Raw genomic sequence first — 23,956 nt, 5'->3', positions numbered from 1 at the left:
GTGCGTGGTCTCTCTGTCATCAAGTAACTGTTTAGTTACCGGCTGAAGCAAAGGCCATAGTCGCCCCTTCAGCTCGACGATGGCAGGGGAGGAATCAATGGCACGTCTCGGGATCATTCTTCACGGCGTCACCGGACGCATGGGATACAATCAACACCTTGTACGCTCCATTCTCGCCATCAGGGATCAGGGCGGCCTGATACTGAAGTCGGGCGAGCGCCTTGAGATCGATCCGATCATCGTCGGTCGCAACGCCGCCAAGATGGAGGAGCTTGCCCGCAAGCACGGCATCGCCCGCTGGTCGAGCGATATCGCTTCAGCACTTGCCAATCCGAACGATACGATCTTCTTCGACGCCGGCACGACGCTGATGCGGGCGCAGCTTTTGAGCCGGGCGATCGATGCCGGCAAGCACGTCTATTGCGAAAAGCCGATCTCGGACGATCTTGCAGTCGCGATCAAGCTCGCCCGCAAAGCGCGCGCCTCCGGCCTGAAACACGGTGTCGTTCAGGACAAATTGTTTCTGCCCGGCCTGCGCAAGCTGGCACTTCTGCGTGACTCGGGCTTTTTCGGCAAGATTCTCTCGGTGCGCGGCGAATTCGGCTACTGGGTGTTCGAGGGTGATTGGGGCGTGCCGGCGCAGCGGCCGTCCTGGAACTACCGCAAGGGTGACGGCGGCGGTATCATACTCGACATGCTCTGCCACTGGCGCTACGTGCTCGACAACCTGTTCGGCGAGGTCCGGGCGGTGTCCTGCCTTGGTGCCACCCACATTCCGGCACGCGTCGACGAGGGTGGGCAGCCGTACAATTGCGACACCGATGATGCTGCCTATGCGACGTTCGAGCTCGACGGTGGCGTGATCGCGCAGATCAACTCCTCCTGGGCGGTGCGGGTCCGGCGCGACGATCTGGTGACGTTCCAGGTCGACGGCACCCATGGCTCGGCGGTCGCAGGACTGACAAAATGCTGGACGCAGCACCGGGTGAATACACCGAAGCCGGTGTGGAACCCGGACCAGCCGCAGACGATCGACTTCTACAAGACCTGGGACGAGGTTCCAGACACGCAAGTCTTCGACAACGGCTTCAAGGTGCAGTGGGAAATGTTCCTGCGCCATGTCGCGGAAGATGCGCCATGGCCTTATGGGCTCGAAGCGGGCGCCAGGGGCGTGCAGCTTGCCGAACTGGGACTGAAATCCTGGGCCGAGCGCCGCTGGCTCGACGTGCCGGCATTGGAGTTCTAGGCGATGGTGACGATCAACCTGCCGCTCGGCGGCCGCATTACACCCTACACGCTTACCGGAACGCCGATCCCGCTTGCGCGGCGGGAGGCGAAATCGTTCCCGCGTGTCGTCTTTGCCGCAGCCCATGTGGTCGCCGATCCGCTGGCCGACAATGACCCCTGGCTGACACCGGCGATCGACTGGGAGCGCACGCTTGCCTTTCGTCATCGGCTCTGGGACCTCGGGCTGGGTGTCGCCGAGGCGATGGATACCGCCCAGCGCGGCATGGGGCTTGGCTGGGCGGAGGCGCAGGAGCTGATCCGGCGCGCGCTTGCCGAAGCGCGCGGTCGCAGCGGCGCCCTGATTGCCTGCGGTGCCGGGACCGACCATCTTGCACCGGGACCGGACGTGACGCTCGATACGATCATCAGGGCCTATGAGGCGCAGATCGAGACAGTGGAGGCTGCCGGGGGCCGGATCATCCTGATGGCGAGCCGGGCCCTTGCTGCTGCCGCGCGCGGCCCTGACGACTACATCAAGGTCTATGCCCGCATCCTGTCGCAGGTGCGCGAACCGGTGATCATCCATTGGCTTGGCGAGATGTTCGATCCGGCGCTCGAAGGCTACTGGGGCAATCGCGATCATCTGACGGCGATGGAAACCTGCCTCGACGTGATCGTGGCGCATGCGGCCAAGGTTGACGGTATAAAGGTCTCGCTGCTGTCGAAGGAAAAGGAAATCGCGATGCGCCGACGCCTGCCGAAGGGCGTGCGCATGTATACCGGCGACGACTTCAACTATGCCGAATTGATCGCCGGCGACGAGCAGGGGCATTCCGATGCGCTGCTCGGGATCTTCGACGCCATCGCGCCCGCCGCTTCCGCGGCCATGGCGGCGCTTGGCGCGGACCGTCAGCGCTCGTTCTTCGATCTGCTCGAGCCGACCGTTCCGCTCTCCCGGCACATATTCAAGGCGCCAACGCGCTTCTACAAGACGGGCGTCGTCTTCCTAGCCTATCTCAACGGCCTTCAGCACCATTTCACCATGATCGGCGGCCAGGAGAGTGCCCGGTCGCTCGTGCATCTCGCCGAATTGTTCCGTCTCGCCGACCGGGCTCGCGTCCTTGCCGATCCGGAGCAGGCGGCAGAGCGCATGCGCCACGTTCTCGCCGTGCATGGCGTCGTTTGAAGGCGAAGGGGACCGGTATGATGGAGATCAGGCTCGAAGAAGCGGCGGTCTTCGAACGCTCGGTCCGCTTCCGCTTCCCTTTCCGCTTCGGCGCTGCGCGCGTCGAGGCGGCGCCGCAGGCCTTTGTCCGCGTGCGTATCAGCGATAGGTCGGGGCGCAGCGCCATCGGCAGGGCGGCGGAAATGATGATGCCGAAATGGTTCGACAAGAGCCCCGTGCTTTCGCCGGACGACAATGTCGAACAACTGCGCACGAGCCTTCGACTTGCTATTGGCGCCTATCGCGACGCCGGAAGTGGCACGCCTTTCGCGCTGCATGCGGCAATCGAAGGGGAGCATCACCGCCGTGCGGCGGAGCAGGGGCTGCCGGGGCTCGTTGCATCCTACGGGCTGGCGCTCATCGATCGTGCCCTCATCGATGCGGTCTGCCGCCTCGATGGGCTGAGTGTCGCCGAGGCAGTCCGGTTCAACCGTCTGGGCATCGACGCGGCGACAGCACCCGACCTGCGAGGCTTCGATCTGAACGGCTACTTCGCAAGTCTCGCCCCTGCCGCGACGATGGCCGTGCGTCACACGATCGGTCTCGCCGATGCGCTGACCGCGGCCGATATCGCCGAGGGCGCGCGTATCGGCGACGGCCTGCCGCAGACGCTTCAGGACGTCATCGCCGTCTATGGCCATCGCCATTTCAAGATCAAGGTCTCCGGCCGCCCGGCAGAGGATACTGGACGGTTGATCCGGATTGCCGAAGTGCTCGATGCGGCGACCGAGAGCTGCGTGGCGACGCTCGATGGCAACGAACAATTCGAGGGCAGCGAGGCCGTCGCGGACCTGCTGGACCGGATTGCGGCCGAACCGCGCCTCGCCCGGCTACGCAGCTCGATCCTGTTCTTTGAGCAGCCGATCGCCCGCGCCGAGGCGCTGTCGCGATCGGTTGCGGACATTTCCTGCCGCATCCCGCTGGAGATCGACGAGTCGGATGCCGATATCGGTTCCTTCGTCGAGGCGAAGGCGCTCGGCTACGCGGGCATTTCGACCAAGTCCTGCAAGGGCTTCTATCGCTCGCTCCTCAACAGTGCCCGCATTGCCAGGTGGAACAGCGAGGAAAGAACCGATCGCTACTTCATGTCGGCGGAGGACCTGACGACCCAGGCAGGGCTGGCGCTGCAGCAGGATCTCGTGCTTGCGGCACTCATCGGCGCGACGCATGTCGAGCGCAACGGCTATCATTATGTCGACGGGATGGTGGGCGCGCCTCAGGAGGAGCAGGCAGCGTATCTGAACGATCACGGCGACCTCTATCACATGTCGAACGGCCGCGCTCGGCTCGCCATCCGGGGTGGGCGCGTCGCGTTCGCGTCGGCGCTGGCCGCAAGGGGCCTCGGTTCGTCAGTCGAACCGGACTGGTCGGCGATGACACGATCATAACGGAAATCTCGGGAGGAAAACGAGCATGCCGGTCGAGGGTTTATCCATCAATCTTGCAACCATTCGCGAGCAGTGCGGCTTCGCTGAGGCCGTGGACGTCTGCCTGAAGCACGGTGTCACGTCGATTGCGCCATGGCGCGATCAGGTGGCCACGGTGGGGCTGAAGGAGGCGGTCTCGATCGTCAAGTCCAACGGCCTCCACCTGACCGGCCTCTGCCGCGGCGGCTTCTTTCCGGCGGCGACCGGGGCGGAGCAGGACAAGGCGCTCGACGACAATCGCCGGGCCATCGACGAGGCCGCCGCGCTCGGCGCTGATTGCCTGGTGCTGGTCGTCGGCGGTTTGCCGAAGGGATCGCGCGATCTCGGCGAGGCGCACAGAATGGTGGCGGACGGTATCGCGGCGGTGTTGCCGCATGCGCGCCAGGCGAACATGCCGCTCGCCATCGAACCACTGCATCCGATGTATGCGGCTGACCGCGCCTGCGTGAACACGCTTGGCCACGCGCTCGACATCTGCGAGAGGCTCGGCGATGGCGTCGGCGTCGCGATCGACGTCTATCACGTCTGGTGGGATCCGGATCTCGCCAACCAAATTGCCCGCGCGGGGCGGATGAAGGCGATCCTCGCACACCATATCTGCGATTGGCTGGTGCCGACCGCCGACATGCTGACCGATCGCGGCATGATGGGTGACGGGGTCATTGACCTACCGGCCATCCGACGCCTGATCGAGAAGGCGGGTTTCAGCGGCCGTCAGGAGGTCGAGATATTTTCCGCCGGAAACTGGTGGAAGTGTCCCGCGGACGAGGTGGTCGCGACTTGCGTCGAGCGGTTCCGGTTGCGCTGCTGATGAGCCGAAACTCGGATACAAAAATGACAAGATGCTTTCGTAAAATCCGGTTCTGTTCTTGACATTCCTCGATTCTGACCACTAACATGTATGTTACCTTTACATGTTGGGCGTTTGACGCTGAGCGGCAACCAATCTCCTAAAGCATGTCAACACGAGGCTATCATGGAACAGAGACGTCGCTTTGCATTGGTCGGAACGGGCAATCGCGGTACCACGATGTGGGGGCGGGACCTCCTTGCCGGCTGGTCGGATCACGTCGAACTGGTGGCGGTCGTCGACCGCAATCCGCTTCGCGCCGAGCGGGCGCGTGCAATCATCGGAAGTGCCGCGCCGATCTACACCGACCTCGAGGCCATGTTACGGGATACAATGCCCGACCTCGTGATCGTGTGCACGCCGGACGATACCCATGACGACATCGTGGTCCGTGCGCTTGAGTCCGGCGCCGACGTTATCACCGAGAAACCGATGACAACGACCGTAGACAAGATCCGCCGCATCACCGAGGCGGAAAAGCGGACCGGCCGGCGGGTCGATGTTTCCTTCAATTATCGCTTCGCGCCGACGGCTGCGCGGATCAAGTCGCTGCTCGATGCCGGTGAAATCGGACGGGTGACATCGGTCGACTTTCACTGGTATCTCGACACCGCGCACGGTGCCGACTATTTCCGCCGCTGGCATGCCTATACGAAACATTCCGGCAGCCTGTTCGTGCACAAGGCAACGCATCATTTCGATTTGCTCAATTGGTATCTCGGCAGCGATCCCGAGGCGATCAGCGCCTTCGGCGACCTGCAGATGTATGGCCGCAAGGGGCCGTTCCGCGGCCCGCGCTGCAAGCTCTGTCCGCACAAGGCCGAGTGCGATTTCTATCTCGACCTCGGTGCCAATCCCTTCCTCGACGCGCTCTACGAGGAGCCATCGGCAATCGACGGCTATTTTCGTGATGGTTGCGTCTTCCGGGAAGACATCGACATTCCGGACACGATGGTTGCGACGATCCGCTACCGCAGCGGCGTCCACGTCTCCTATTCGCTGAATACGTTCCAGCCGATCGAAGGTCACCACATCGCCTTCAACGGTACGAGGGGACGCATAGAGCTACGCCAGTTCGAGGCGCAGCCCTGGGAAACGCCGGCAGCAGACGAGATCTTGCTGGTCCGCAGCTTTGAAGAGGGCAACCGCGCGGTCGAGCGGATCACCGTTCCGCATTCCTCCGGAGGCCATTACGGCGGCGACGACCGGATGCGTAACATGATCTTCAAGCCCGGCGCCGCCGATCCGCTCGGCCAGCGGGCCGGATCGCGCGCCGGCGCCATGTCGGTACTCTGCGGAATAGCCGCGCTCTCCAGTGCAAGCAGCGGCTCGGGCGTCCGGCTTGCCGACCTGATGCCGGAACTTTTCAGCGAGCAGAGCGGGCGCGTGCTGAAGGCGGTGTGATCGTTTGTTGCGTGAGGGTGCGGTGCCTTACGGCATTTAGTCTTCTCGCGCACTGAGAATTCGATGCAGCGTCGTGGCGTCCTTAAAAAAGGCGGTCTGCTCGTCCCCCGGGACGAATTCCAGCATGGCGAAGCGTCGTCCCTTCCACCGTGATGCGGGCAGCGCAGCGATCACCGAGCGCCAGTAGTCGCTGGCGGTCTCCAGGGGCAAGCGGTTGCGCTCGCGGTCCCAGGCAAAAACGTGGACGTGAGAGACATGCCGGCCAATCCGCGCGATCTCGGCCAACGCTTCCTCGATCGGGAGGCCGGGGCGGGGCTGCCAATAGAGATAGACGTTGTCATGGCCGATCGAATCGATCAGGCGCTCGGCGGAATCGGTGGTGTCGGTGAGCGACTGAGGATGATATTCGAGCGAGACCGCAACGCCCGCGCGTGCGGCTTCCGAAGCCATTTCACGGATCGATTCTGCGGCTGCCCGTCGCTCGGCTTGGCTATAGTCCGCGGAATCGCGCTGGCGGGTGCCGGGCCAGATTCGAATGTTCGAGGCACCCAGCGCGACCGTCGTTTCGAGCGCCTTTGCGAACGCAATAATGTCGTCCAATGGCGGCGACACATAGGAGCCGAAGGAGGTGGCAAGGCCCGCCGCGCTGCTCAATCCGCCGACGGTTCGTGCCGTTTTATCGTCTCCGGGCATGACATGCACGTCGCCGGCCCATTCGATGGCGGCAAGATTTGCCTCGGCTGCCAGCCGGATGATCTGCACCGGGGCAAGGGAGCGGAAGGTAACGGTACAGAGTGCCGGCTCGAATCCGCTCATGCCATGCGCTCCAGATCCTGCGCGCGTACCTCGTAGCGCAGCGGCCTGCCGTCGATGAAGCGAGCGATCTCGTCAATCACCGTCTCTCCGAGCCGGGCGCGCTCCATTCCGATAGCGCCGGCGATATGCGGCGTCAGGAAGACGTTCGGCAGGTCATAGAAAGGCGAGGAGCGTCCGGGAATTTCAGGATCCGTCACGTCAATGACAGCGTCGATCACGCCTGTCTTCAGCGCGGCGAGCAATGCATCTTCATCGATCAGCGCACCGCGCGCCGTATTGATCAGCGTCCCGCCGTCCTTCATCAGCGAGAGGCGTCGCGCATCAACCATGTGGCGGGTCTGCGGGAGTGAGGGCGCGTGCAGCGAAACGATGTCCGCTCGTCTGAAGAGGGTATCGAGATCGACCTTCTCGACCCGGAGATCGCCTGCCTCGCCTTCGGTGACCATCGGGTCGTAGAGGAGGATCTCGTAGTCGAAGGGTCGCAACAGCTCGATGACGCGGCGACCGATGCGAGAGGCACCGACAATGCCGACGACGCGGCGATAGTTGCCGATCGGCTCGGCCTGTAACGGATGGGTGAGCGTTCGGTCGCGGTGGGCGACATAGAGATCGCGGAACCGAAAGACACTCTTGCCGGCGAAGATGATGGCAGCGAGGGTGAATTCGGCAACCGGGAGCGCATTCGCCTGCGCCGCGTGCGTGACCCGCACGCCGCCATCGAAGACCCATGGACCGACAATGCCCTTGACCGTGCCTGCGGCATGGGCGACGAGGCGCAGATTGGGGGTGGAGGCAAGGGCGTTGGCATCGAAAAGCGGAGCACCCCAGCCGGTGACGAGAATTTCCGTTTCGGCGAGCAGGCGCCTTGCCCTGTCGCCCGTGAATGTTGTCATAGGCGTGGGATCAAGCAGAACGCCGAGTTGATCAAGCCGGGCTAATAGCTCCGGCGGAAGAACGTGCTGCGTGCGCTCCGGCAACATGGCAAGGGCGATTGCAGGGCGCTTCATGGGATCTGCCCCGGCGCATCCATGGCACTGACGACAACGGCGTTTGCGGTCAGCGCGACAAGCTCGTCGAGGAAAGGCGCGGACGGCGGCTTCAGCCAGTCACCGGTTATGGTGGTCGTGTCGCGGGCTGCCAGCACGGCGGTACGAAGTATGGTCTCTCCTGCGGGGATAGTACCGCGCAATTGCGGCACGAGGGTCTTTGCGACGATCAGATTGGTGTTCGGCGGTGCCTTGTAGGCGATGCCGTCGCGGGCAATGGTCGAACCGAGGTCGAGAATGCCGGTGAAGTCCTCCTCGCCGATCGCATGGGCGGCGCCCGCTGCAGACGACAGCGTATCCACCTCGAAGTCACGCCTGGCGATGGCAAAGCCGCCTTCGACTGTTTCGAGCGGCCGGGGGGTTACGATGCGATGAACGCGGATGTGCCAGGGACCCGCCGGCATCAGCCAGGTCTCGACCGTGACGTCCGGCGAGGGAGACCATCGCGAGAACAGCATGTTACCCGCCAGCTTTACTTCCTCGTTCGTCTCGCGGACCCGATAGTGCAGGCCGTCATCGCTGAAGGCGAGGGTGGAATCGAAGGCGCCGCTCCGGAAACCGCGCTCGTCGCATTCGACGCTGAAGCCATAGCGTGCGGAATAGGCGAACTTGGCGTATTTCTCCGTGCCGAAGCGTTGCTGGAGGTTTTCCTGGCCTGAGGAAAGCGCCACGACATCGCCTTTGCCGTGGATGACGACCATGCCGGGGTGACGGAGGGAGACTGGCTGTCGGGCGGGCGAAAACGGCTTCTCTTCACTCGTCCAGAACAGGTGTGTCTCGCCGACAGCGAGCGCCAGGAAAGCCTTGAAGGCCCAATAGGGAGAGCCGGCGGAGTTGTAGCTTTCCGACATCAGGAGGTTGGGATAGCCGTAGCCGATCGACAGCACCCCGTCGCTGTGGGCCATCGGTTTGTCGGCCCACCAGCGCAGGTGCCTGAGGCAGAGACCCTTGATTTCCCCCCAGGGCAGGGCTTCGACGTCGGCAAAAGCGAGGGCCGACCAGAAGCCGGCGCAGGCGAAGCGATAGGTGAGGCTGCGGCCAAACGCGATGGTCGCCCCGTCCTCGGCGAACCAATGACGGAAATCGCCGGCGAAGAGCGCCGCCCGCTCGCGATAGCTCTTCGCGCGATCGTCATCGACCAGCCGCGAATAGATCAGCCCGTAGAAGTGAATGGCGAAGGGCACGTAGTGGTCGATGCGCCGGACGTTGCCATCCCTGTACCAGCCATCGGCGATGTAGAACCCGTCGAGTTCGTCAAGATAGGTTTCCGTCAGGCTGCGATCATAATCGATGCCGAGTCGGTCGAGGGCGATGTCAACGAGAACACGGAAGAACTTCCAGTTGTTGTCAGCATAATCGAAGCGGCGTGCGTGCTTCAGATAGGCGACGAGATTGTCCTTCGCGCTGGGGGAGAGCGGATCCCAGAGCTTCTCCGGGACGAGAGCAAGCGCGAAACCCAGGGCTGCGAGCTCGACCATACGCTGGTCGCGGCCATTGACTGTGCCCCAGTATTCCGGATGTTTCGGATCGGTGCCGTTGGAGATGCCTTCAGTATAACGGTGCCAGAATGGGAAGTCGCCGCCGCCCGCCGCGAAGGGGGCGAGCCCCCAGAGAGGCCGTGCAAACCCCTCCAGATCGGCTGCCGCCCGGTCGAAATGTCCGGCAGATGCGTCGAGGCGGACGCGGGCGTTACCGGTGGAAAAGTACGGCAGGAGCGGATCGAACAGATCAGTGAGGGCGCGCTGCATGTCGCTGCGGCTTGCGAGAGGGTTACCGGCGAGCGGGTTTCTACTGGCGGGATCAAAGATCATGGCACTATGGTCTCAGGTTCATCTGGAAGTGATCCGCCCCGCACCGGAACGACGGCGTGGCAGACATGGCGGGCGGGAGCGTCCCGTTCGCGAAAGCGCGCCAGCATTAGTCCGACGGCTTCGCGGCCGATGGCCACGCGGTCGACACGCATGGTTGCAAGCGGCGGATCGGTCATCCTGGCGCACGGAAGATCGTCGAATCCGACGATTGCGAAATCCTCCGGCACGCGGCGGCCGCTCTCAGTCACGGCTTCGAGCACCCCGACCGCGATGAAATCGTTCATGCAGAAGGCGGCGCTGACATCCGGGTCTTCCGCGAGTGCGGCGATTGTCGCGGCCCGGGCTTCGGCAATCGCGCTCGTATGGAAGGAGAGCCGGATGACGCGGCCGGTTGCGCCGTTGGTTGCGCCGATCGCCGCCTCGAAACCGCGGGCTCGTTCGCGCAGCGTGTGCCGATGGGAGCCGGTCAGATGCAGGATGCAGCGATGTCCGGACGCCAGAAGACGGTTTGTTGCCGCATAGGCACCAAAGAAATTCGCAGGCGAGACGCCGTCAAAGCGCATGAAGGGATCGGTGCCATTGACGAGAACGACGGGCGTGCGGCTTTCCTCCAGCCAGGCGCACAGCGTGTCTGCGGGATCGATACCGACCAGGAACAGTCCTTTTGCTCCGGCCGCCGCCATCAGGTCCCGAACTGCCTCGGTCGTTGCCCGGTCCTCGCGCACCAGCCTGATGTCGAACGGGATGCCGCATTCCGCGGCGTTCGAGCGCAGCCCTTCGACGATGCCTTCGTAGAAGACACTGAGGCCTCCTGTGACGCCGTCACTGGCAATCAACGCCAGTACGCCCGGCCCCGCTTGGTTTCCGGTCTTGAGCGGATAGCCGAGTTCCGATGCCACCTTGAGAATCTGGCGCCGAACGTCGTCGCTGATGCCAGGCTCGTTGGCCAGCACACGTGAGACTGTCGAAACCGAAACGCCTGCGCGCGTGGCGATGTCTGCTTGGCGAAATTTTCTGGAGGGTTCTTCGATCATGCCGCAAACATTATGCAAATTATGCAAATTTGCAATAAAAAAGATAAATTCTTGCATTTTTGTTTATTTTGCATAATTCTTCGCTTCATGGTCCGCCTCGACTTGCGCAGGAGGAGCGTGAGCGGGGCTGTAACAACAGGGAGGAATGTCTATGCTCATCAACCGACGTTCATTCATACTCGGCTCGGCGGGCGCAGCCACTGGTCTCGCGTTCGGCGCGGGCGGCGGGCGGCTGGCCTTTGCGGCAGGCGACGCGAAGCTGCGTGCCATGTGGTGGGGCTCGAACGATCGCGCCAAGCGCACGATTGCGGTCGCCAAGCTCTATCAGGAGAAGAACCCGGGAACAGCGATCGTCGGCGAGTCCCTGAATGGCGACGCCTACTGGACCAAGGTCTCCACCCAGATGGCCGGGCGCTCGATCGCCGACATCTTCCAGCTCGAACCACGGACGATTTCCGACTATTCGAAGCGTGGCGCGTGCCTCGCGCTCGATCCCTTCATTCCATCGTCTCTGCAAGTCGACACCTTCGGCAAGGACATGCTGAATTTGACGACAGTGGACGGCAAGCTTTGGGGTGTCGGTCTCGGCCTCAATTCGTTCTCGCTGTTCTACGACGCCGACGTATTTGCCAAGGCCGGCATCACGCCGCCCGGACAGGATACGACCTGGAAGGAATATGCCGACATCGCCGTCGAGATGACCAAGGCGGCCGGCAAGAAGACCTTTTGGGGCGGCCCTTACGGCGCACGCTACAGCTATGTGTTCGATGCCTGGCTGAGACAGCGCGGTAGCAGCCTCTACAACGAAAACGGTCTCGGCTTCGGCGTCGAGGACGCCAAGGAATGGTTCGCCTACTGGGAAGACCTGCGCAAGCGTGGCGGCACCGTCGGCGCCGATATCCAGACAATCGACCAGAACACGATCGACACGAACTGCCTGGCACTTGGCAACTCCGCCATGGGCATGGCCTATTCGAACCAGATGGTCGGCTACCAACTGCTGATGAAAGGCAAGTTGGGCATCAGCATGCTGCCGCGCGAGACGAAAGGCGGACCGTCCGGCCACTACTATCGCCCGGCTCTCATCTGGAGCATCGGCGCCACGACCGAGCGCGCCGAGGAAGCCGTCAAATTCATCAATTTCTTCGTCAATGACGTGGAGGCTGGCAAGTTGCTCGGGGTTGAACGTGGTGTCCCGATGTCGCCGGCGGTGCGCGAAGCCATCCTGCCGACGCTCAATCCGACCGAGCGGGCGACAATCGACTACATCAACGGACTGAAGGACCAAGTGGGTAGCTATCCGCCGCCGGCGCCGATCGGATCGACGGAGTTCGACATCAGCATCCTGCGCCCCATCACCGACGAGCTTGCCTTCGACACGATCTCCGTCGCGGATGCTGCCGCACGGTTGGTGAGCGAGGGGAGGAACACGATCAAGGCCGGCTGACGAGGATCACTCCCCCGACACGGTCGGTTTAGAGAAAATCCGCACGATGAGCATTACCACAAAGTCGCTACCAACGCTCCGGCCCAAAAAGCAGCAAGGTTGAAACCATCCGGCACGACAAACCGGCACATTGGAAATGACTCGCGTTCTCCCCGGCTTGAGCGTTAACTGCGTCATCCTGACGGAGGAGGCAAACCATGGCCATGTATCTTACGCGATTCAGCTACACGCCCGAGACTTGGGCGCGGATGATCGAAAACCCGGAGGATCGCCGAGACGCGGCACGTACTTACATTGAATCTGTGGGCGGAAAGCTCCATGGGTTCTGGTACGCCTTTGGCGAGCATGATGGTTGGAATCTGTGGGAGGCGCCCGACAACGTATCGATGGCGGCTGTCGCGCTTGCTATAGGCGCGGGAGGCGCGCTCAGTTCTTTTGAGACCACTGTCCTCCTCACCGTCGAGGATACGATGGAAGCCCTGGGAAAGGCTAAGTCTATACGCTATCGTCCACCGGCAGCATAGGCGCGGCTCACTGCTTCCCATTCGATGACAAAGCTACCTCAATACCAGCCCCAAGAGACAAGACCTGTTCGTCGGCAAAGCGCCGGCCGACGACCTGAAGCCCGACCGGCAAACCGTTGGACGCAAGTCCGGCAGGCAGCGATAGAGCGGGAAGCTGGGGCAGCAGGTTGAAAGGACAGGTAATGTCCAGGCCCGCAAAGTTGCCGTCCGGCAATGTCGCGACGTAGTCGTCGTCTGACTCGTTCAACGATGGGGCGGTGGTCGCGCAGGTCGGGCACAGCAGCGCATCGTAGGTTTCAAAAAGTTTTGCCATGTCCCGCCACATCGAGGTTCGGAGCAATTCCACTCGTTTGTAGTCCGTCGCGTTAGCGACCAGCCCGCGCTCGATCATCGAGACGACGGCCGGGTCCATATGATGTTCATGTTGTGTCAGCCTGTCACCAAAAAAGGACGACATGAACACGCACCAGACGTCGAACCATCGGTCGTTGACGGCCCGGGTCCACTGCATCGGCACCTCGTCGACGACAGCACCCAGGCCGCGAATTTTCTCGATCGCCTTGCGCATGACAACTTCGACTTCGGACTGGACCTGATAATATCCGAGATCCATTGAGAATGCGAAACGCTTGCCTTCTAAGCTTCCCGCTCGCGCGGTGTCCGCAGAAAAACTCAGTGGGAGCGACATGATGTCGTCATCGCTGGGGCCGCTGGCTGTGTCCATGAAGGCGATGGCATCACCGATGGTCCGAGCCAGCGGTCCGAAATGCGAGATGTTGTCAAAGACGCTTGGCAGGATCGTCATGGGGATGCGTCCAAGGCTTGGCTTCAGCCCGACCACGCCGCAGAAGGCTGCAGGAATGCGCACGGAGCCTCCCATGTCGGTGCCTTCCGCAAACGGTACGACGCCCGTCGCGACCGCCACAGCCGAGCCGCCGGAGGAGCCGCCGGGAGTTCGTTCAGGATCCCACGGATTGCGGGTGGCGCCCCATCGCGGGCTTTTCGTGAAGCTTGCATACGCGAATTCCGGCGTGGTGGTCTTGCCGATCAGAATGGCGCCGGCCTCTTCAAGCCTGCGTATGCAGAGCGTGGTTTCTTCCGGCACCCAATCGCCAGAAGTCCAGGATCCGAGCGTGGTCAGGTCTCCCTTCGTCGGGGTCAGATCCTTGGCCGCGAAGGGCACGCCATGCAGCGGGCCGCCAGTCTTGCCGTTCGCGATTGCCTGGTCCGCGCTACGCGCCGAAGCGAGCGCCTCCTCATCGCGGATCACCGTGAACGCATTGAGCGTCGCATTGACAGTTTTTGCCCGGCGGATGGATTCCGTTACAACGGCCTCGGCGGTGAACTGTCGCGAACAAATGCCGTTTGCGATTTCGGTGGCCGGCAGGTCCAGCGGATGGCGCGCTGAAAGGACGTTCTGAAGCTTGTTCATGAGGTCTTTTTCCGTTGTTTCGAGCTTATTGCATTTCGCTGGCAAAGCGTGCTTGCTGCGGGGAGCGATGCCATTTCTGGTTTTGGGAAAGGTCCGTATTTTCGATGAGTTTTACTGCCGTATCGCACACAGGGACGCCGTCTTTTGATGTCTGGAATGCCAGTCTCGGTGCTGCAGCAAGCGCGATCGGCTCGCACGAATTTCCCGATGCCTTGGCAGCTGCGCTGCGCCTTCTGTCTCCGTTCCAGATGATGAACGGCTTCGTCTATTCTCCAGATGGCAACGCTTTCGATCTCTACAACGAAAGTATCGTCGCCAAGCGGTCGATTATCGTCGATCGCTATTTGGCGGGGGCTTTCGTGCTCGACCCGTTCTACGATGCCGTCCGCGCCAACGACAGCAAACGCATGATCGTGATGCGCGATCTCGCGCCCGATGATTTCGCACAGACCGAATATTTCCGGCTGCACTACGCGACAACCGAGATCGTCGACGAGATCGGCTTCGTAATGAAACTTGAAAGCAACTTTGTCGGCGTTCTCTCTCTATCGAGGACGGGTATAGCACCCCTGTTTTCCAGCGAAGATCTGAAACGTCTGCGATCCGCCGCTCCGGTCGTTTGTGCGTTGGGTGAACGGCACTGGTTCCACATCCCGAACATCTCTCTCGCTATCAAGACTGCGCCGCCAGCCTCGAAGATCGAGCATCCCTTGCTCACCAAACGCGAGCTTGAGATCGTCACGCTGATCCTAAAGGGACATTCCAATCTCTCGCTTGCTGCGGTCCTCTCCCTGTCTCCGAATACGGTCAAGGTGCATCGTCGGCAGGTTTACTCAAAGCTGAACATATCGAGCCAGGCGGAGTTGTTCCGCCTGTTCCTGGCATGAGGCCCCGCCGCAGGCTGAGCCTCATTCTGATCTGCTGGACTATTCCGCAAAGTCCATTTCCGGAGGAGCCGTCTGGAAGACGCGCGTTAGATAGGCAAGATAGACAACGCCGATCAACAGCCAGACGAGACCGAGAATCTTGGCATTGCTGTCGAGATTCCAGAGCAGGAAGAGATCGCAGACGGCCGCGGCCGACGGGATGACGAGGCCAATGAGGGCGCCCAGCGGCTTAACCTCTGCGTTGTCCTTGAGATATAGCGCGATCACTGAGATATTGACGGCCGTGAAGGCTAGGAATGCGCCGAAGTTGATGAAGGAGGTGGATGTCGTGACGTCCATGGTCAACGCCAGCAGGCCGACAATGCCGACGACGATGAGGTTAAGCACAGGCGTATGCCACTTCGGATGGAGGCTGCCGAAGAAGGATGATGGCAGCACCTTGTCGCGGCCCATGGCGTAGAGCAGGCGACCGACGCTCGCCTGGGCGGCAAGCCCCGACGTAAACTGCGCAATGACAAGGGTGGCCAGGAAGATCGTGACGAACAGATCGCCGCCGATCGATTTGGCAATTTCGGAGGCTGCGGCATCGACGGCAATAAATTCGAAACCCGGATGGGCAAGCTGCGTGACATAGGAAGAGGCTATGAAGATCAGGCCGCCGGCGAGGGCCGTGATCAGGATCGCCCTCGGCATTGTGCGCTTTGCGTCCTTGGTTTCTTCCGTCAGAGTGGATACCGCGTCAAAACCGAGGAACGAGTAAGCGGCGATGGCAGCGCCGGCGACGGAAGCGGAGAACGGCACGTCCGCCTTGAAGAAGGGCGTGACGGAGGCAAGGCCGCCGGGCCCGTTCAGCGTAACGACATACCACGCAGCCAGGAAAACGAACGCTGCCAGAACCGCGAGCTGCACCAGCATGAGGATGAAATTGATGCGGTTGGCAAAAGCGATGCCGACGACGTTGACGACCGTGGTCACCGAGATGAAACCGATGATCCAGGCCCAGGCTGGTATGGCGGGGAAAGCGGATGTCAGATAGGCAGCGCCGATCAGCCAGATCACCATTGGCAGGAAGAAATAGTCGAGCAGAACCGCCCAGCCGACGAGGAAGCCGACGCTCGGGTTGATCGATCTGCGGGCGTAGGTATAGGCCGATCCGGCAACCGGATAAACGCGCGCCATGACGCCGTAGCTGATGGCTGTTAGGAGGATTGCTCCGGCGGCTACGAGATAGGCCATCGCCGTCGTCCCTTGGCTTGCTGTTGCCAGCGCGCCGAAGGTGCCGAAGACGATCATCGGCGTCATGTAGGCCAGGCCGAAGAGCACGACGGACCAGAGCCCGAGCGTACGATCAAGTTTCACAGTGTTGTTCATGTTCCGCCTCCGCGAAGAGTTCTTGTTGATCTTCTTGGAAACCGCGCAGTGCAGACGATTCAGCTAGGTCCGCGCAGGTCTCCACCCGTCGTTTTTTTGTTATGACGAGAACATGACTGAGCGGATGGCGACCGCATATAACCCGAAGGTGTTATGCCGCCAGGGTAGGGACCAATCGCGCCAGGGCGTGTAGTGAAATTGGCGACGCAAACGGCATGTTCTCGACACGGTGAAGGATGAACCCGCTCCTTCATTTCGGGCGATCAGTAAAAGATTGCGCTCGGCGGCCTTAGTGAATTTTCTCTCCCAGATGCTGCGCGCTACCGGCAGGTTCCGGTTGCGTGGTGAGCTTCATACCATATCGCGCTGAGCTGCCCCTCGAAGGCCCAGTCACGCTCCGATCCCAGCTTCCGAGTCCAAGGCTGGGCTCCATGATCGTGGGAGCCACCCGCTTTAAGCAGCAATACCTGGGCATCGTGCCGTTCGGCAAGGCGTGCCGCAAACAATGGAATCACAACCCATCTGCTACGCACTGGCGCGGTTTAATCTTCAGAATCCTGTTTCATCACATTTGGTCCTTACTCTTAGGGACTGGGAAGATGACATGGTTTGGCCACCGAACCACCGAACTGCGGCTCGCTTTCAAGCTGAGCTCAGGCAGTTGGGCGGTGTCGTGCTCTCCCAACCGCCTTTTGGAGAATGATCTTCGGCAAATGAACCCGGCGTGCGGCCGGGTTCATATTTAGCATGCCGGTCGCATTGCCCGTAGGTATCGAGGGCAGTAAGCAGTCACTTCGAAAGAGCTTCGGCCGTGTCTTCGAACAGAATGGGTCATGATACGTCCTTGGCAGTTGCGCTGCGTGGGAATGCCAGGTCTGGGTGCGTTAGAGCGCTGCCTCAGCCGTCCTTGTAGTAGTAGCTGTAGCCGTTGATTGCGGGCGCGCCGCCGAGATGGGCGTAAAGCACCCTGGAACCTTCGGGGAAAAAGCCTTTGCGTGTCAGGTCGATCATGCCCTGCATCGACTTGCCCTCGTAGACGGGGTCGGTGATCATCGCCTCCGTGCGCGCGGCAAGCCGGATCGCCTCGTTGGTTTCGTCCGAGGGCACGCCATAGGCGGGATAGGCGTAGTCGGGATTGATGATGATCTCATCTTCGCGGACGTCGCGGCCCAGCTCGACAAGCCTGGCGGTATCATCGACGATCTGGCGAACCTGCGCACGGGTCTGCTCGAGCGTTCCGGAGGCGTCGATGCCGATCACCCGGTCCGCCCGGTCCTGCGCGGCAAAGCCCACGATCATGCCCGCCTGCGTGGAGCCGGTGACGACGCAGACGACGATGTAATCGAACTTGAAACCGAGTTTTTTCTCCTGCGCCGCGACCTCCTCGGCGAAGCCGATATAGCCGAGGGCGCCATATTTGTGCACCGAGGCTCCGGCAGGGATCGGGTAGGGTTTGCCGCCCCCGTCCTTGACCGACTGGATGGCATCCTCCCAGCTCTTGCGGATGCCGATGTCAAAGCCATCGTCCACGAGCCGGCTGTCAGCGCCCATGAGGCGGGTCATCAGGATGTTGCCGACACGATCGTAGATGGCATCATAGTGCGGAACCCATTTCTCCTGGATCACGACGCATTTCATGCCGATCTTTGCAGCCGTCGCGGCGACCATCCGTGTGTGGTTCGACTGAACGCCGCCGATCGAGACCAGCGTATCCGCGCCCGATGCGATTGCATCCGGTACGATGTATTCCAGCTTCCTGAGCTTGTTGCCGCCCATCGCGAGGCCGGAGTTGCAGTCCTCTCGCTTGGCGTAAATCTCCACCTTTCCCCCGAGTGCTGCAGTGAGCCTCGGAAGGTGCTCGATCGGCGTCGGGCCGAATGTAAGCGGATAACGTTCGAACTTATTGAGCAGCGACATCTAGCAGGCCTCCATATCGATTTTGTACGGAGAGTGTAGGAGAAATGCCGTGAAAGGTGCTCTCTAATATTGTTGAAAAGTTTGTTACATATATCTAATAATGGCTGCCGCATCTATCAATATATCTATTCTGTTGGCAATTAATGAAAGATTCTTCCATGGAGTCCATCGACAAGATCGATCTTAAAATCCTGCGCGCCCTGCAATCAAAGGGACGGCTGACCAACGCCGAGCTTGCGGAATTCGTGAATGTCAGCCCGGCCACCTGCCACAGGCGCACTCAGCGGCTCTTTGACGAGGGCTACATCACCGGCGTCCGGGCCGAAATTGCGCCGGCCGCGGTCGGTCTGGGTGCTCTCGTCATGGTCGGCGTGGTCCTCGACCGGTCGACGCCAGAGAGCTTCGCCGCCTTCGAAGGGGCGGTGATGGCGATAAAGGATGTGCTGGATTGCAATCTGGTGGCAGGTGATTTCGACTACCTGCTCAAAATACGCGTCCGCGACATGGCGGATTTCAACAAGCTGCATGGAGAAAAGTTGATTGCCCTGCCGGGCGTCCGGCAGACCCGCACCTTCTTCGTCATGAAAGAAGTCAAGGACAATGCGCGCTTGCCGTTTTGACGGTGCGCCCCAAAATAGCGATAAGCCATCGAGGCGGAATAGTCCAAGGCGTGAGCACCTCAATTTCGATACTTGACGAGTCATCTGCGATGCGTTGAAGCGTATGAGTGAGGCAGGTGGGCGGAGCGACTTTGTTCATTTCGCGGCCTGCGGCGTGTAGCGATGGTCGCCCCGGTTCTGGCACCTCCGCGTCGCTTCCGGGAAGAGCGAGTTCTTGCGTGCAATGGCCTGATGCCATCGCTCGCCGACAAGATCGTGGTCATGCGCCCGGCAGGCCGCGATTGCGGGGCGAATGCGGTTTCCATACGTTGGGGGGCGACTGTATCCGCTGACGCCGCTGGCCGTTGGATCCGACGACCGGGAAGACCTGTGATCGAGGGTACGGTATGGGTTGAAGAACCTGACGTTTCCAAGACCTTTATTCACCTTCATTTTGCGGAAGGCGAGTCATTGCCAGAGCGCCTCCGAACGAAAGCGGCGTGGCACTGTGCAAGATCATGCTGCGTTCGATGCGATCAAAGGTTAAAATGCAAGATTCGGTGGGAGCAACGACGGCGCCGGGGGTTCGGATCCCAAGGCGACCAAACACATCTTTGAATGAAAACGCGACTCTTGCCGCGCATCTTCATGGTCGCCGGATCGAATCCGTTTATGTGGCCGGGGATGACGATGCTGCAGCGTCCCTTGGCTTCCCCAAATTAGCGACCCGACACGGGTTACAAACCTGACCGCTACGCCTACATATTCTGACGTCCTCATTGATCGATCCGAGCCAATGCTGCTCTCTCTGCGAAACGTCAGCAAATCCTATAGCACCGCCGAGGGTCGTCTCGAGATCTTGAAGGGCATCGATTTCGATCTCGACGCCGGTCAGAGCGTCGCGCTGACCGGGGAGTCCGGCAGCGGGAAGAGCACCTTGCTCCACCTTGCCGGCGGGCTTGACCATCCCGATGCGGGGCAGATCCTTTCAGCCGGCCGAGATATCGCCGCTCTTGATGATCGGGGACGGGCCGAGTATCGGCGCACCGCGGTCGGGCTGGTTTTCCAGCAGTTCAACCTGATTCCGTCGCTCGACGTCGCCGCCAACATTTCCTTTCATGCAAAGCTTGCCGGCCGGCATGATCCCGTCTGGGAAGGGGAGCTCGTGGAGCGGCTCGGGATCGAGGCGCTCCTCTCCCGGTATCCCGAGCAGCTGTCCGGAGGCCAGCAACAGAGGGTGGCGGTCGGCAGGACGCTAGCCGCCCGCCCGCCGCTGGTGCTCGCCGACGAACCGACCGGAAATCTGGATGAATCGACCGGAGATGCCGTGCTCGGCATCATGCTGTCGCTGACGAAGAGCGCCGGTGCCGCGCTGTTGATGGTGACGCATTCTTCGAGGCTGGCGCAGAAGCTCGACCGCAAGGTTCATCTCAGTGGCGGAAAGATCGTCTGATGCTCTGGACCGCCGCCACGGCTCTCCTCTCGCATTGGCGTCGTCGGCCCCTGCAACTCGTCACCCTTGTCCTCGGGCTTTCTCTGGCGACCGCGCTCTGGTCGGGTGTCCAGGCGATCAACGCCGAGGCTCGGGCGAGCTACGCGCGAGCGTCCTCGGTGCTTGATCAGAACGAGTTGACGCAACTCGTGCCACGCGGCGGCGATTCCATCCCGCAAAGTACCTACGCCAAATTGAGACGAGCAGGCTGGAATGTCTCGCCCATCATCGAGGGCGACCATCGCTTCGGAAACACACGCGTGCGGCTGATCGGCGTCGATCCGCTGACAATGCCGGCAAAAGCAGGCGGCTTCGAAACCGGAGGAACGAGCGATCTCACCGCCTTCATGTTGCAGCCCGGCGTCCTCATGGTCTCGCAGGCGACCGCCCTGAAGCTCGAGGGGCACACCGAGATGCAGCTCCGGATTTCGCCGGACATGCCGGATGGAGCCGCATTCACCGATATCGGCATCGCCGGGCGCATTCTTAAAAGACGCGATGAACTCAGCCGGCTCCTCGTCGCTTTGGAACAACGCCCGAATCTGCCTTCGCTCGGCACGCTCGCCCCCGAGGTCGCAATGCGGGTGCCGGGAGACCGGCCCGATGTCGCGCAACTCACCGATAGTTTTCACCTCAACCTGACCGCTTTCGGTTTCCTCGCCTTTGTTGTCGGCCTTTTTATCGTCTACGCGACGGTCGGTCTTGCCTTCGAGCAGCGCAGAGCGACCTTTCGGACCTTGCGCTCGCTCGGGCTCTCCCTGTCTTCGCTGACCCTGCTGCTGGTGACGGAGCTTTTGGTGCTGGCGTTCGTTGCCGGGCTTGTTGGTATGGTAATCGGATATATCGTCGCCTCCCTGTTGCTGCCGGGTGTGGCGGCAACTCTGCAGGGCCTCTACGGAGCAAGCGTGCCGCGCGCGCTGTCCATCCGACCCGAGTGGTGGGCAACCGGTCTCGCAATGGCGATTGCCGGAACGATCGTCTCGTCGGCCGAGAGTCTCTGGCGGGTCCGCAGCATGCCGTTGCTGACCGCGGCGCAGCCGCGCGCCTGGGTGCGTGCGACGGCAATCGGCATCCGGCTGCAGCTCGCGACTGGTCTGCTCTTGCTGATCACGTCAGGCGCTTTGGCCACATTCGGACACGGGCTGATGGTTGGGTTCGCGGTTCTGGGATGTCTGCTGCTGGGAGCAGCCTTGATGCTTCCCGGAGTGCTTTCCGCATGTCTTGCAGTCCTGCAGAAGCGCTCGTCGCGGGCACTCGTCACCTGGTTCTGGGCCGATACACGGCAGCAACTGCCGGGGTTAAGCCTGGCTCTGATGGCGCTGTTGCTCGCTCTGGCAACCAATGTCGGTGTCGGCACGATGGTGTCCAGCTTCCGCCTGACCTTCATCGGCTGGCTCGACCAGCGGCTTGCGGCCGAGCTTTATGTCACGGCGCGCGACGAGAGCGAGGCATCTAGGCTGCGGGAATGGCTGCCGGCCCATTCGACATCGGTGCTTCCCATCTGGAGCGTGGAAGGCGAGGTGCTTGGAGACAGGCTAGAGATCTTCGGCGCGGCGGCAGACGATCCCACTTATCGGGACAACTGGCCACTCCTGTCCGGTACTGTCGATGTGTGGAACCGTGTTGCGGCGGGGCAGGGTGCACTTGTCAACGAGCAGCTCTGGCGTCGGAAGGGTCTTGGTATCGGGAATGGTCTCACCTTGCCCGGCGGATGGGAAGTGCCGGTCGTCGGGGTCTATTCCGACTACGGCAATCCGAAAGGGCAGGTCATCGTGGGAATAGACGCGCTGGCAGCGCATTACCCTGACGTTTCGAAACTGCGATACGGCGTGCGTGTTCCCCCGGCCGATGCCCCGGAGTTGAAGGAGCGCCTGATATCCGAATTCGGCCTGGCGGCCCAGAACGTCATCGACCAGGCCTCCTTGAAACGGCAATCCCGCGCTGTCTTTGATCAGACATTTGTCGTGACCGGTGCGCTCAATGTCTTCACACTCGGTGTCGCGGGCTTTGCGATGTTCTCCAGCCTGCTGACACTGTCGGGCATTCGGGTGCCTCAGCTTGCGCCTGTCTGGGCCATGGGGATCAGGCGGCGCGATCTCGCCCTGCTCGAAGTGCTGCGCACTCTGGCGCTGTGGCTCGCCACCTTCATTGCCGCCGTGCCTGTCGGCCTTGCGCTGGCCTGGGTGCTGCTGTCAATTGTCAATGTCGAAGCTTTCGGCTGGCGTCTCCCGATGCGGATTTTTCCGATGGATTGGCTGGTCCTCGGAACGGTGGCGCTGGCTGCGGCCATCGTGTCCGTTTTCATACCGCTCCGACGTCTGGCGACGATCGCACCATCGGATCTGCTGAAGGTGTTTGCAAATGAACGTTAGACATATCGTAGCGAGTCTGCTGACCGCAACCTTGGTTCTCGTCCTTCCGAACGTTGCCATACCGCAAGGGTTTGCCGGGCTTGGCTCCACCGCGGACGGTTTCGCCATCCCCCATCCAGGCGGTCAACTCGAGTTTCCAACCGATCACGGCCCCCATCCCGATTTCCGGATCGAATGGTGGTACGTCACGGCGAACCTTCAGGCAGAGGACGGGACGCCGTTCGGTGTTCAGTGGACTCTCTTCCGTTCCGCGCTTGCGCCAAAGCCCGAGAGCGGCTGGTCGGACCCGCAGATCTGGATGGGCCATGCCGCGATTACCACGAAAGACAAACATTTCGTCGCCGAACGGCTTGCCCGTGGAGGCGTCGGTCAGGCCGGTGTCGGGGCCGAGCCGTTTTCCGCCTGGATTGACGACTGGGAAATGAAGGGCCTACCAAATTCGGGAGCCGATCAGCTCGACAAAGTCAGCCTGCACGCGACCGGGAAGGATTTTAGCTACACGCTCGAACTCTCGGCCAACGGTCCTCTCGTGCTGCAGGGAGACCAGGGTTATTCGGTGAAATCGGCGGAGGGACAGGCGAGTTACTATTATTCGCAACCCTTTTACGAGGTCTCCGGGTCTGTCGATATCGACGGGAAGGCCGTTCGTGTCCTCGGCAAGGCATGGCTTGATCGGGAATGGTCCTCGCAACCCCTGGCCAAGGACCAGAGCGGATGGGAGTGGTTTTCTCTTCATCTGGACTCCGGCGAGAAGGTAATGGCGTTTCGGCTTCGCGACGCTCGCGGCGACTACACATCCGCGAATTGGATTTCCCCGGATGGTAAGCCGACTCCCTTGCCAGCCGGATCGCTGGATATCATGCCAGTCCGCATTGCGCGTGTGGGGGATAAGGACATTCCAGTGGCCTGGCGTGTCCGGATCCCTGCGCGCGGGTTCGACGTGACAACTAGGCCTTTGAATGACCAGGCATGGATGGCAACGACGACCCCGTACTGGGAGGGACCAGTTACATTCGAAGGAAGTGCGAAGGGGCAGGGCTATCTGGAAATGACGGGATACTGACAGTCGTTTACC

19 protein-coding genes are annotated in these 23,956 nt (G+C 61.5%); 12 read left to right on the top strand and 7 right to left on the bottom strand.

Annotated features, from left to right (window positions below; all coding sequences use genetic code 11):
• Positions 1-97: 97 nt before the first annotated feature.
• From WI754_RS28480 to WI754_RS28460, 5 genes are all read left to right on the top strand, one after another.
• A complete protein-coding gene (locus WI754_RS28480; RefSeq protein WP_341487314.1) occupies positions 98-1,246 on the top strand; it encodes a Gfo/Idh/MocA family oxidoreductase in 1,149 nt (382 codons plus the stop codon).
• A gap of 3 nt (positions 1,247-1,249) precedes the next feature.
• The gene (locus WI754_RS28475) at positions 1,250-2,413 is read left to right on the top strand and encodes a dihydrodipicolinate synthase family protein (protein WP_341487313.1); all 1,164 of its coding nucleotides are present in this window, start codon (positions 1,250-1,252) and stop codon (positions 2,411-2,413) included.
• Positions 2,414-2,430: 17 nt separating this feature from the next.
• The gene (locus WI754_RS28470; protein WP_341487312.1) at positions 2,431-3,840 is read left to right on the top strand and encodes a mandelate racemase; all 1,410 of its coding nucleotides are present in this window, start codon (positions 2,431-2,433) and stop codon (positions 3,838-3,840) included.
• A gap of 25 nt (positions 3,841-3,865) precedes the next feature.
• Positions 3,866-4,690: a sugar phosphate isomerase/epimerase family protein gene (locus WI754_RS28465; protein WP_341487311.1), complete on the top strand. Its 825-nt coding sequence runs from the start codon at positions 3,866-3,868 to the stop codon at positions 4,688-4,690.
• A 165-nt stretch (positions 4,691-4,855) separates the two neighbouring features.
• Positions 4,856-6,133 (top strand): Gfo/Idh/MocA family oxidoreductase, encoded by a 1,278-nt coding sequence (locus tag WI754_RS28460; RefSeq protein WP_341487310.1) that lies wholly within the window; start codon positions 4,856-4,858, stop codon positions 6,131-6,133.
• A 36-nt stretch (positions 6,134-6,169) separates the two neighbouring features.
• On the opposite strand, the gene WI754_RS28455 is transcribed toward WI754_RS28460, so the two are convergent.
• Genes WI754_RS28455 through WI754_RS28440 form a run of 4 tightly spaced genes read right to left on the bottom strand, consistent with a single transcriptional unit; the run spans position 6,170 to position 10,840 of the window.
• Positions 6,170-6,949, bottom strand: a complete 780-nt coding sequence (locus WI754_RS28455) for a TIM barrel protein (protein WP_341487309.1) — start codon at positions 6,947-6,949, stop codon at positions 6,170-6,172.
• On the bottom strand, positions 6,946-7,956 hold the full coding sequence (locus tag WI754_RS28450) for a hydroxyacid dehydrogenase (protein WP_341487308.1): 1,011 nt from the start codon (positions 7,954-7,956) through the stop codon (positions 6,946-6,948). Before WI754_RS28450 ends, WI754_RS28455 begins: the two co-directional genes overlap by 4 nt.
• Complete coding sequence (locus tag WI754_RS28445) at positions 7,953-9,806, bottom strand: DUF2264 domain-containing protein (protein WP_341487307.1); 1,854 nt, start codon at positions 9,804-9,806, stop codon at positions 7,953-7,955. The genes WI754_RS28450 and WI754_RS28445 overlap by 4 nt, the downstream gene beginning before the upstream one ends.
• Positions 9,803-10,840 carry a LacI family DNA-binding transcriptional regulator gene (locus WI754_RS28440; RefSeq protein ID WP_341487306.1) on the bottom strand — a complete coding sequence of 346 codons (1,038 nt, stop codon included), beginning with the start codon at positions 10,838-10,840 and terminating at the stop codon, positions 9,803-9,805. The genes WI754_RS28445 and WI754_RS28440 overlap by 4 nt, the downstream gene beginning before the upstream one ends.
• Positions 10,841-10,991: 151 nt before the next feature.
• Here WI754_RS28440 and WI754_RS28435 point away from each other — a divergent pair, with 151 nt between their 5' ends.
• Both WI754_RS28435 and WI754_RS28430 read left to right on the top strand, forming a co-directional pair.
• Entirely contained in the window at positions 10,992-12,287 is a 1,296-nt protein-coding gene (locus tag WI754_RS28435; protein WP_341487305.1) for an ABC transporter substrate-binding protein, read from the top strand.
• Positions 12,288-12,484: 197 nt separating this feature from the next.
• Positions 12,485-12,811, top strand: coding sequence for a GYD domain-containing protein (locus WI754_RS28430; protein WP_341487304.1), 327 nt, complete (start codon positions 12,485-12,487; stop codon positions 12,809-12,811).
• A 7-nt stretch (positions 12,812-12,818) separates the two neighbouring features.
• Here the strand turns inward: WI754_RS28430 and WI754_RS28425 are convergent, their stop codons facing one another.
• On the bottom strand, positions 12,819-14,081 hold the full coding sequence (locus WI754_RS28425; protein ID WP_349438031.1) for an amidase: 1,263 nt from the start codon (positions 14,079-14,081) through the stop codon (positions 12,819-12,821).
• 266 nt (positions 14,082-14,347) lie between these two features.
• Between WI754_RS28425 and WI754_RS28420 the strand changes: the two genes are divergently transcribed.
• The gene (locus WI754_RS28420; protein WP_341487302.1) at positions 14,348-15,130 is read left to right on the top strand and encodes a LuxR C-terminal-related transcriptional regulator; all 783 of its coding nucleotides are present in this window, start codon (positions 14,348-14,350) and stop codon (positions 15,128-15,130) included.
• A 39-nt stretch (positions 15,131-15,169) separates the two neighbouring features.
• Here WI754_RS28420 and WI754_RS28415 read toward each other — a convergent pair whose 3' ends face one another.
• Together WI754_RS28415 and WI754_RS28410 are read right to left on the bottom strand one after the other, a co-directional pair.
• Positions 15,170-16,501 carry an APC family permease gene (locus WI754_RS28415; RefSeq protein WP_341487301.1) on the bottom strand — a complete coding sequence of 444 codons (1,332 nt, stop codon included), beginning with the start codon at positions 16,499-16,501 and terminating at the stop codon, positions 15,170-15,172.
• A gap of 897 nt (positions 16,502-17,398) precedes the next feature.
• Positions 17,399-18,418 carry a 1-aminocyclopropane-1-carboxylate deaminase gene (locus WI754_RS28410; protein WP_341487300.1) on the bottom strand — a complete coding sequence of 340 codons (1,020 nt, stop codon included), beginning with the start codon at positions 18,416-18,418 and terminating at the stop codon, positions 17,399-17,401.
• Between the two features lie 143 nt (positions 18,419-18,561).
• On the opposite strand from WI754_RS28410, the gene WI754_RS28405 reads away from it, so the two are divergent.
• The 4 genes from WI754_RS28405 to WI754_RS28390 all read left to right on the top strand — a co-directional run bounded on the left by WI754_RS28405 (position 18,562) and on the right by WI754_RS28390 (position 23,944).
• Complete coding sequence (locus WI754_RS28405; protein ID WP_341487299.1) at positions 18,562-19,038, top strand: Lrp/AsnC ligand binding domain-containing protein; 477 nt, start codon at positions 18,562-18,564, stop codon at positions 19,036-19,038.
• 775 nt (positions 19,039-19,813) lie between these two features.
• Positions 19,814-20,470, top strand: a complete 657-nt coding sequence (locus WI754_RS28400; protein WP_341487298.1) for an ABC transporter ATP-binding protein — start codon at positions 19,814-19,816, stop codon at positions 20,468-20,470.
• Positions 20,470-22,881, top strand: coding sequence for an ABC transporter permease (locus WI754_RS28395; RefSeq protein WP_341487297.1), 2,412 nt, complete (start codon positions 20,470-20,472; stop codon positions 22,879-22,881). The genes WI754_RS28400 and WI754_RS28395 overlap by 1 nt, the downstream gene beginning before the upstream one ends.
• Entirely contained in the window at positions 22,871-23,944 is a 1,074-nt protein-coding gene (locus WI754_RS28390; RefSeq protein WP_341487296.1) for a lipocalin-like domain-containing protein, read from the top strand. The genes WI754_RS28395 and WI754_RS28390 overlap by 11 nt, the downstream gene beginning before the upstream one ends.
• The last annotated feature ends 12 nt before the right edge of the window (positions 23,945-23,956 follow it).

The organism is Pararhizobium sp. A13 (assembly GCF_040126305.1).
Taxonomy (GTDB): Bacteria; Pseudomonadota; Alphaproteobacteria; order Rhizobiales; family Rhizobiaceae; genus Pararhizobium.
This window is presented reverse-complemented; position numbering and strand designations above follow the sequence as displayed.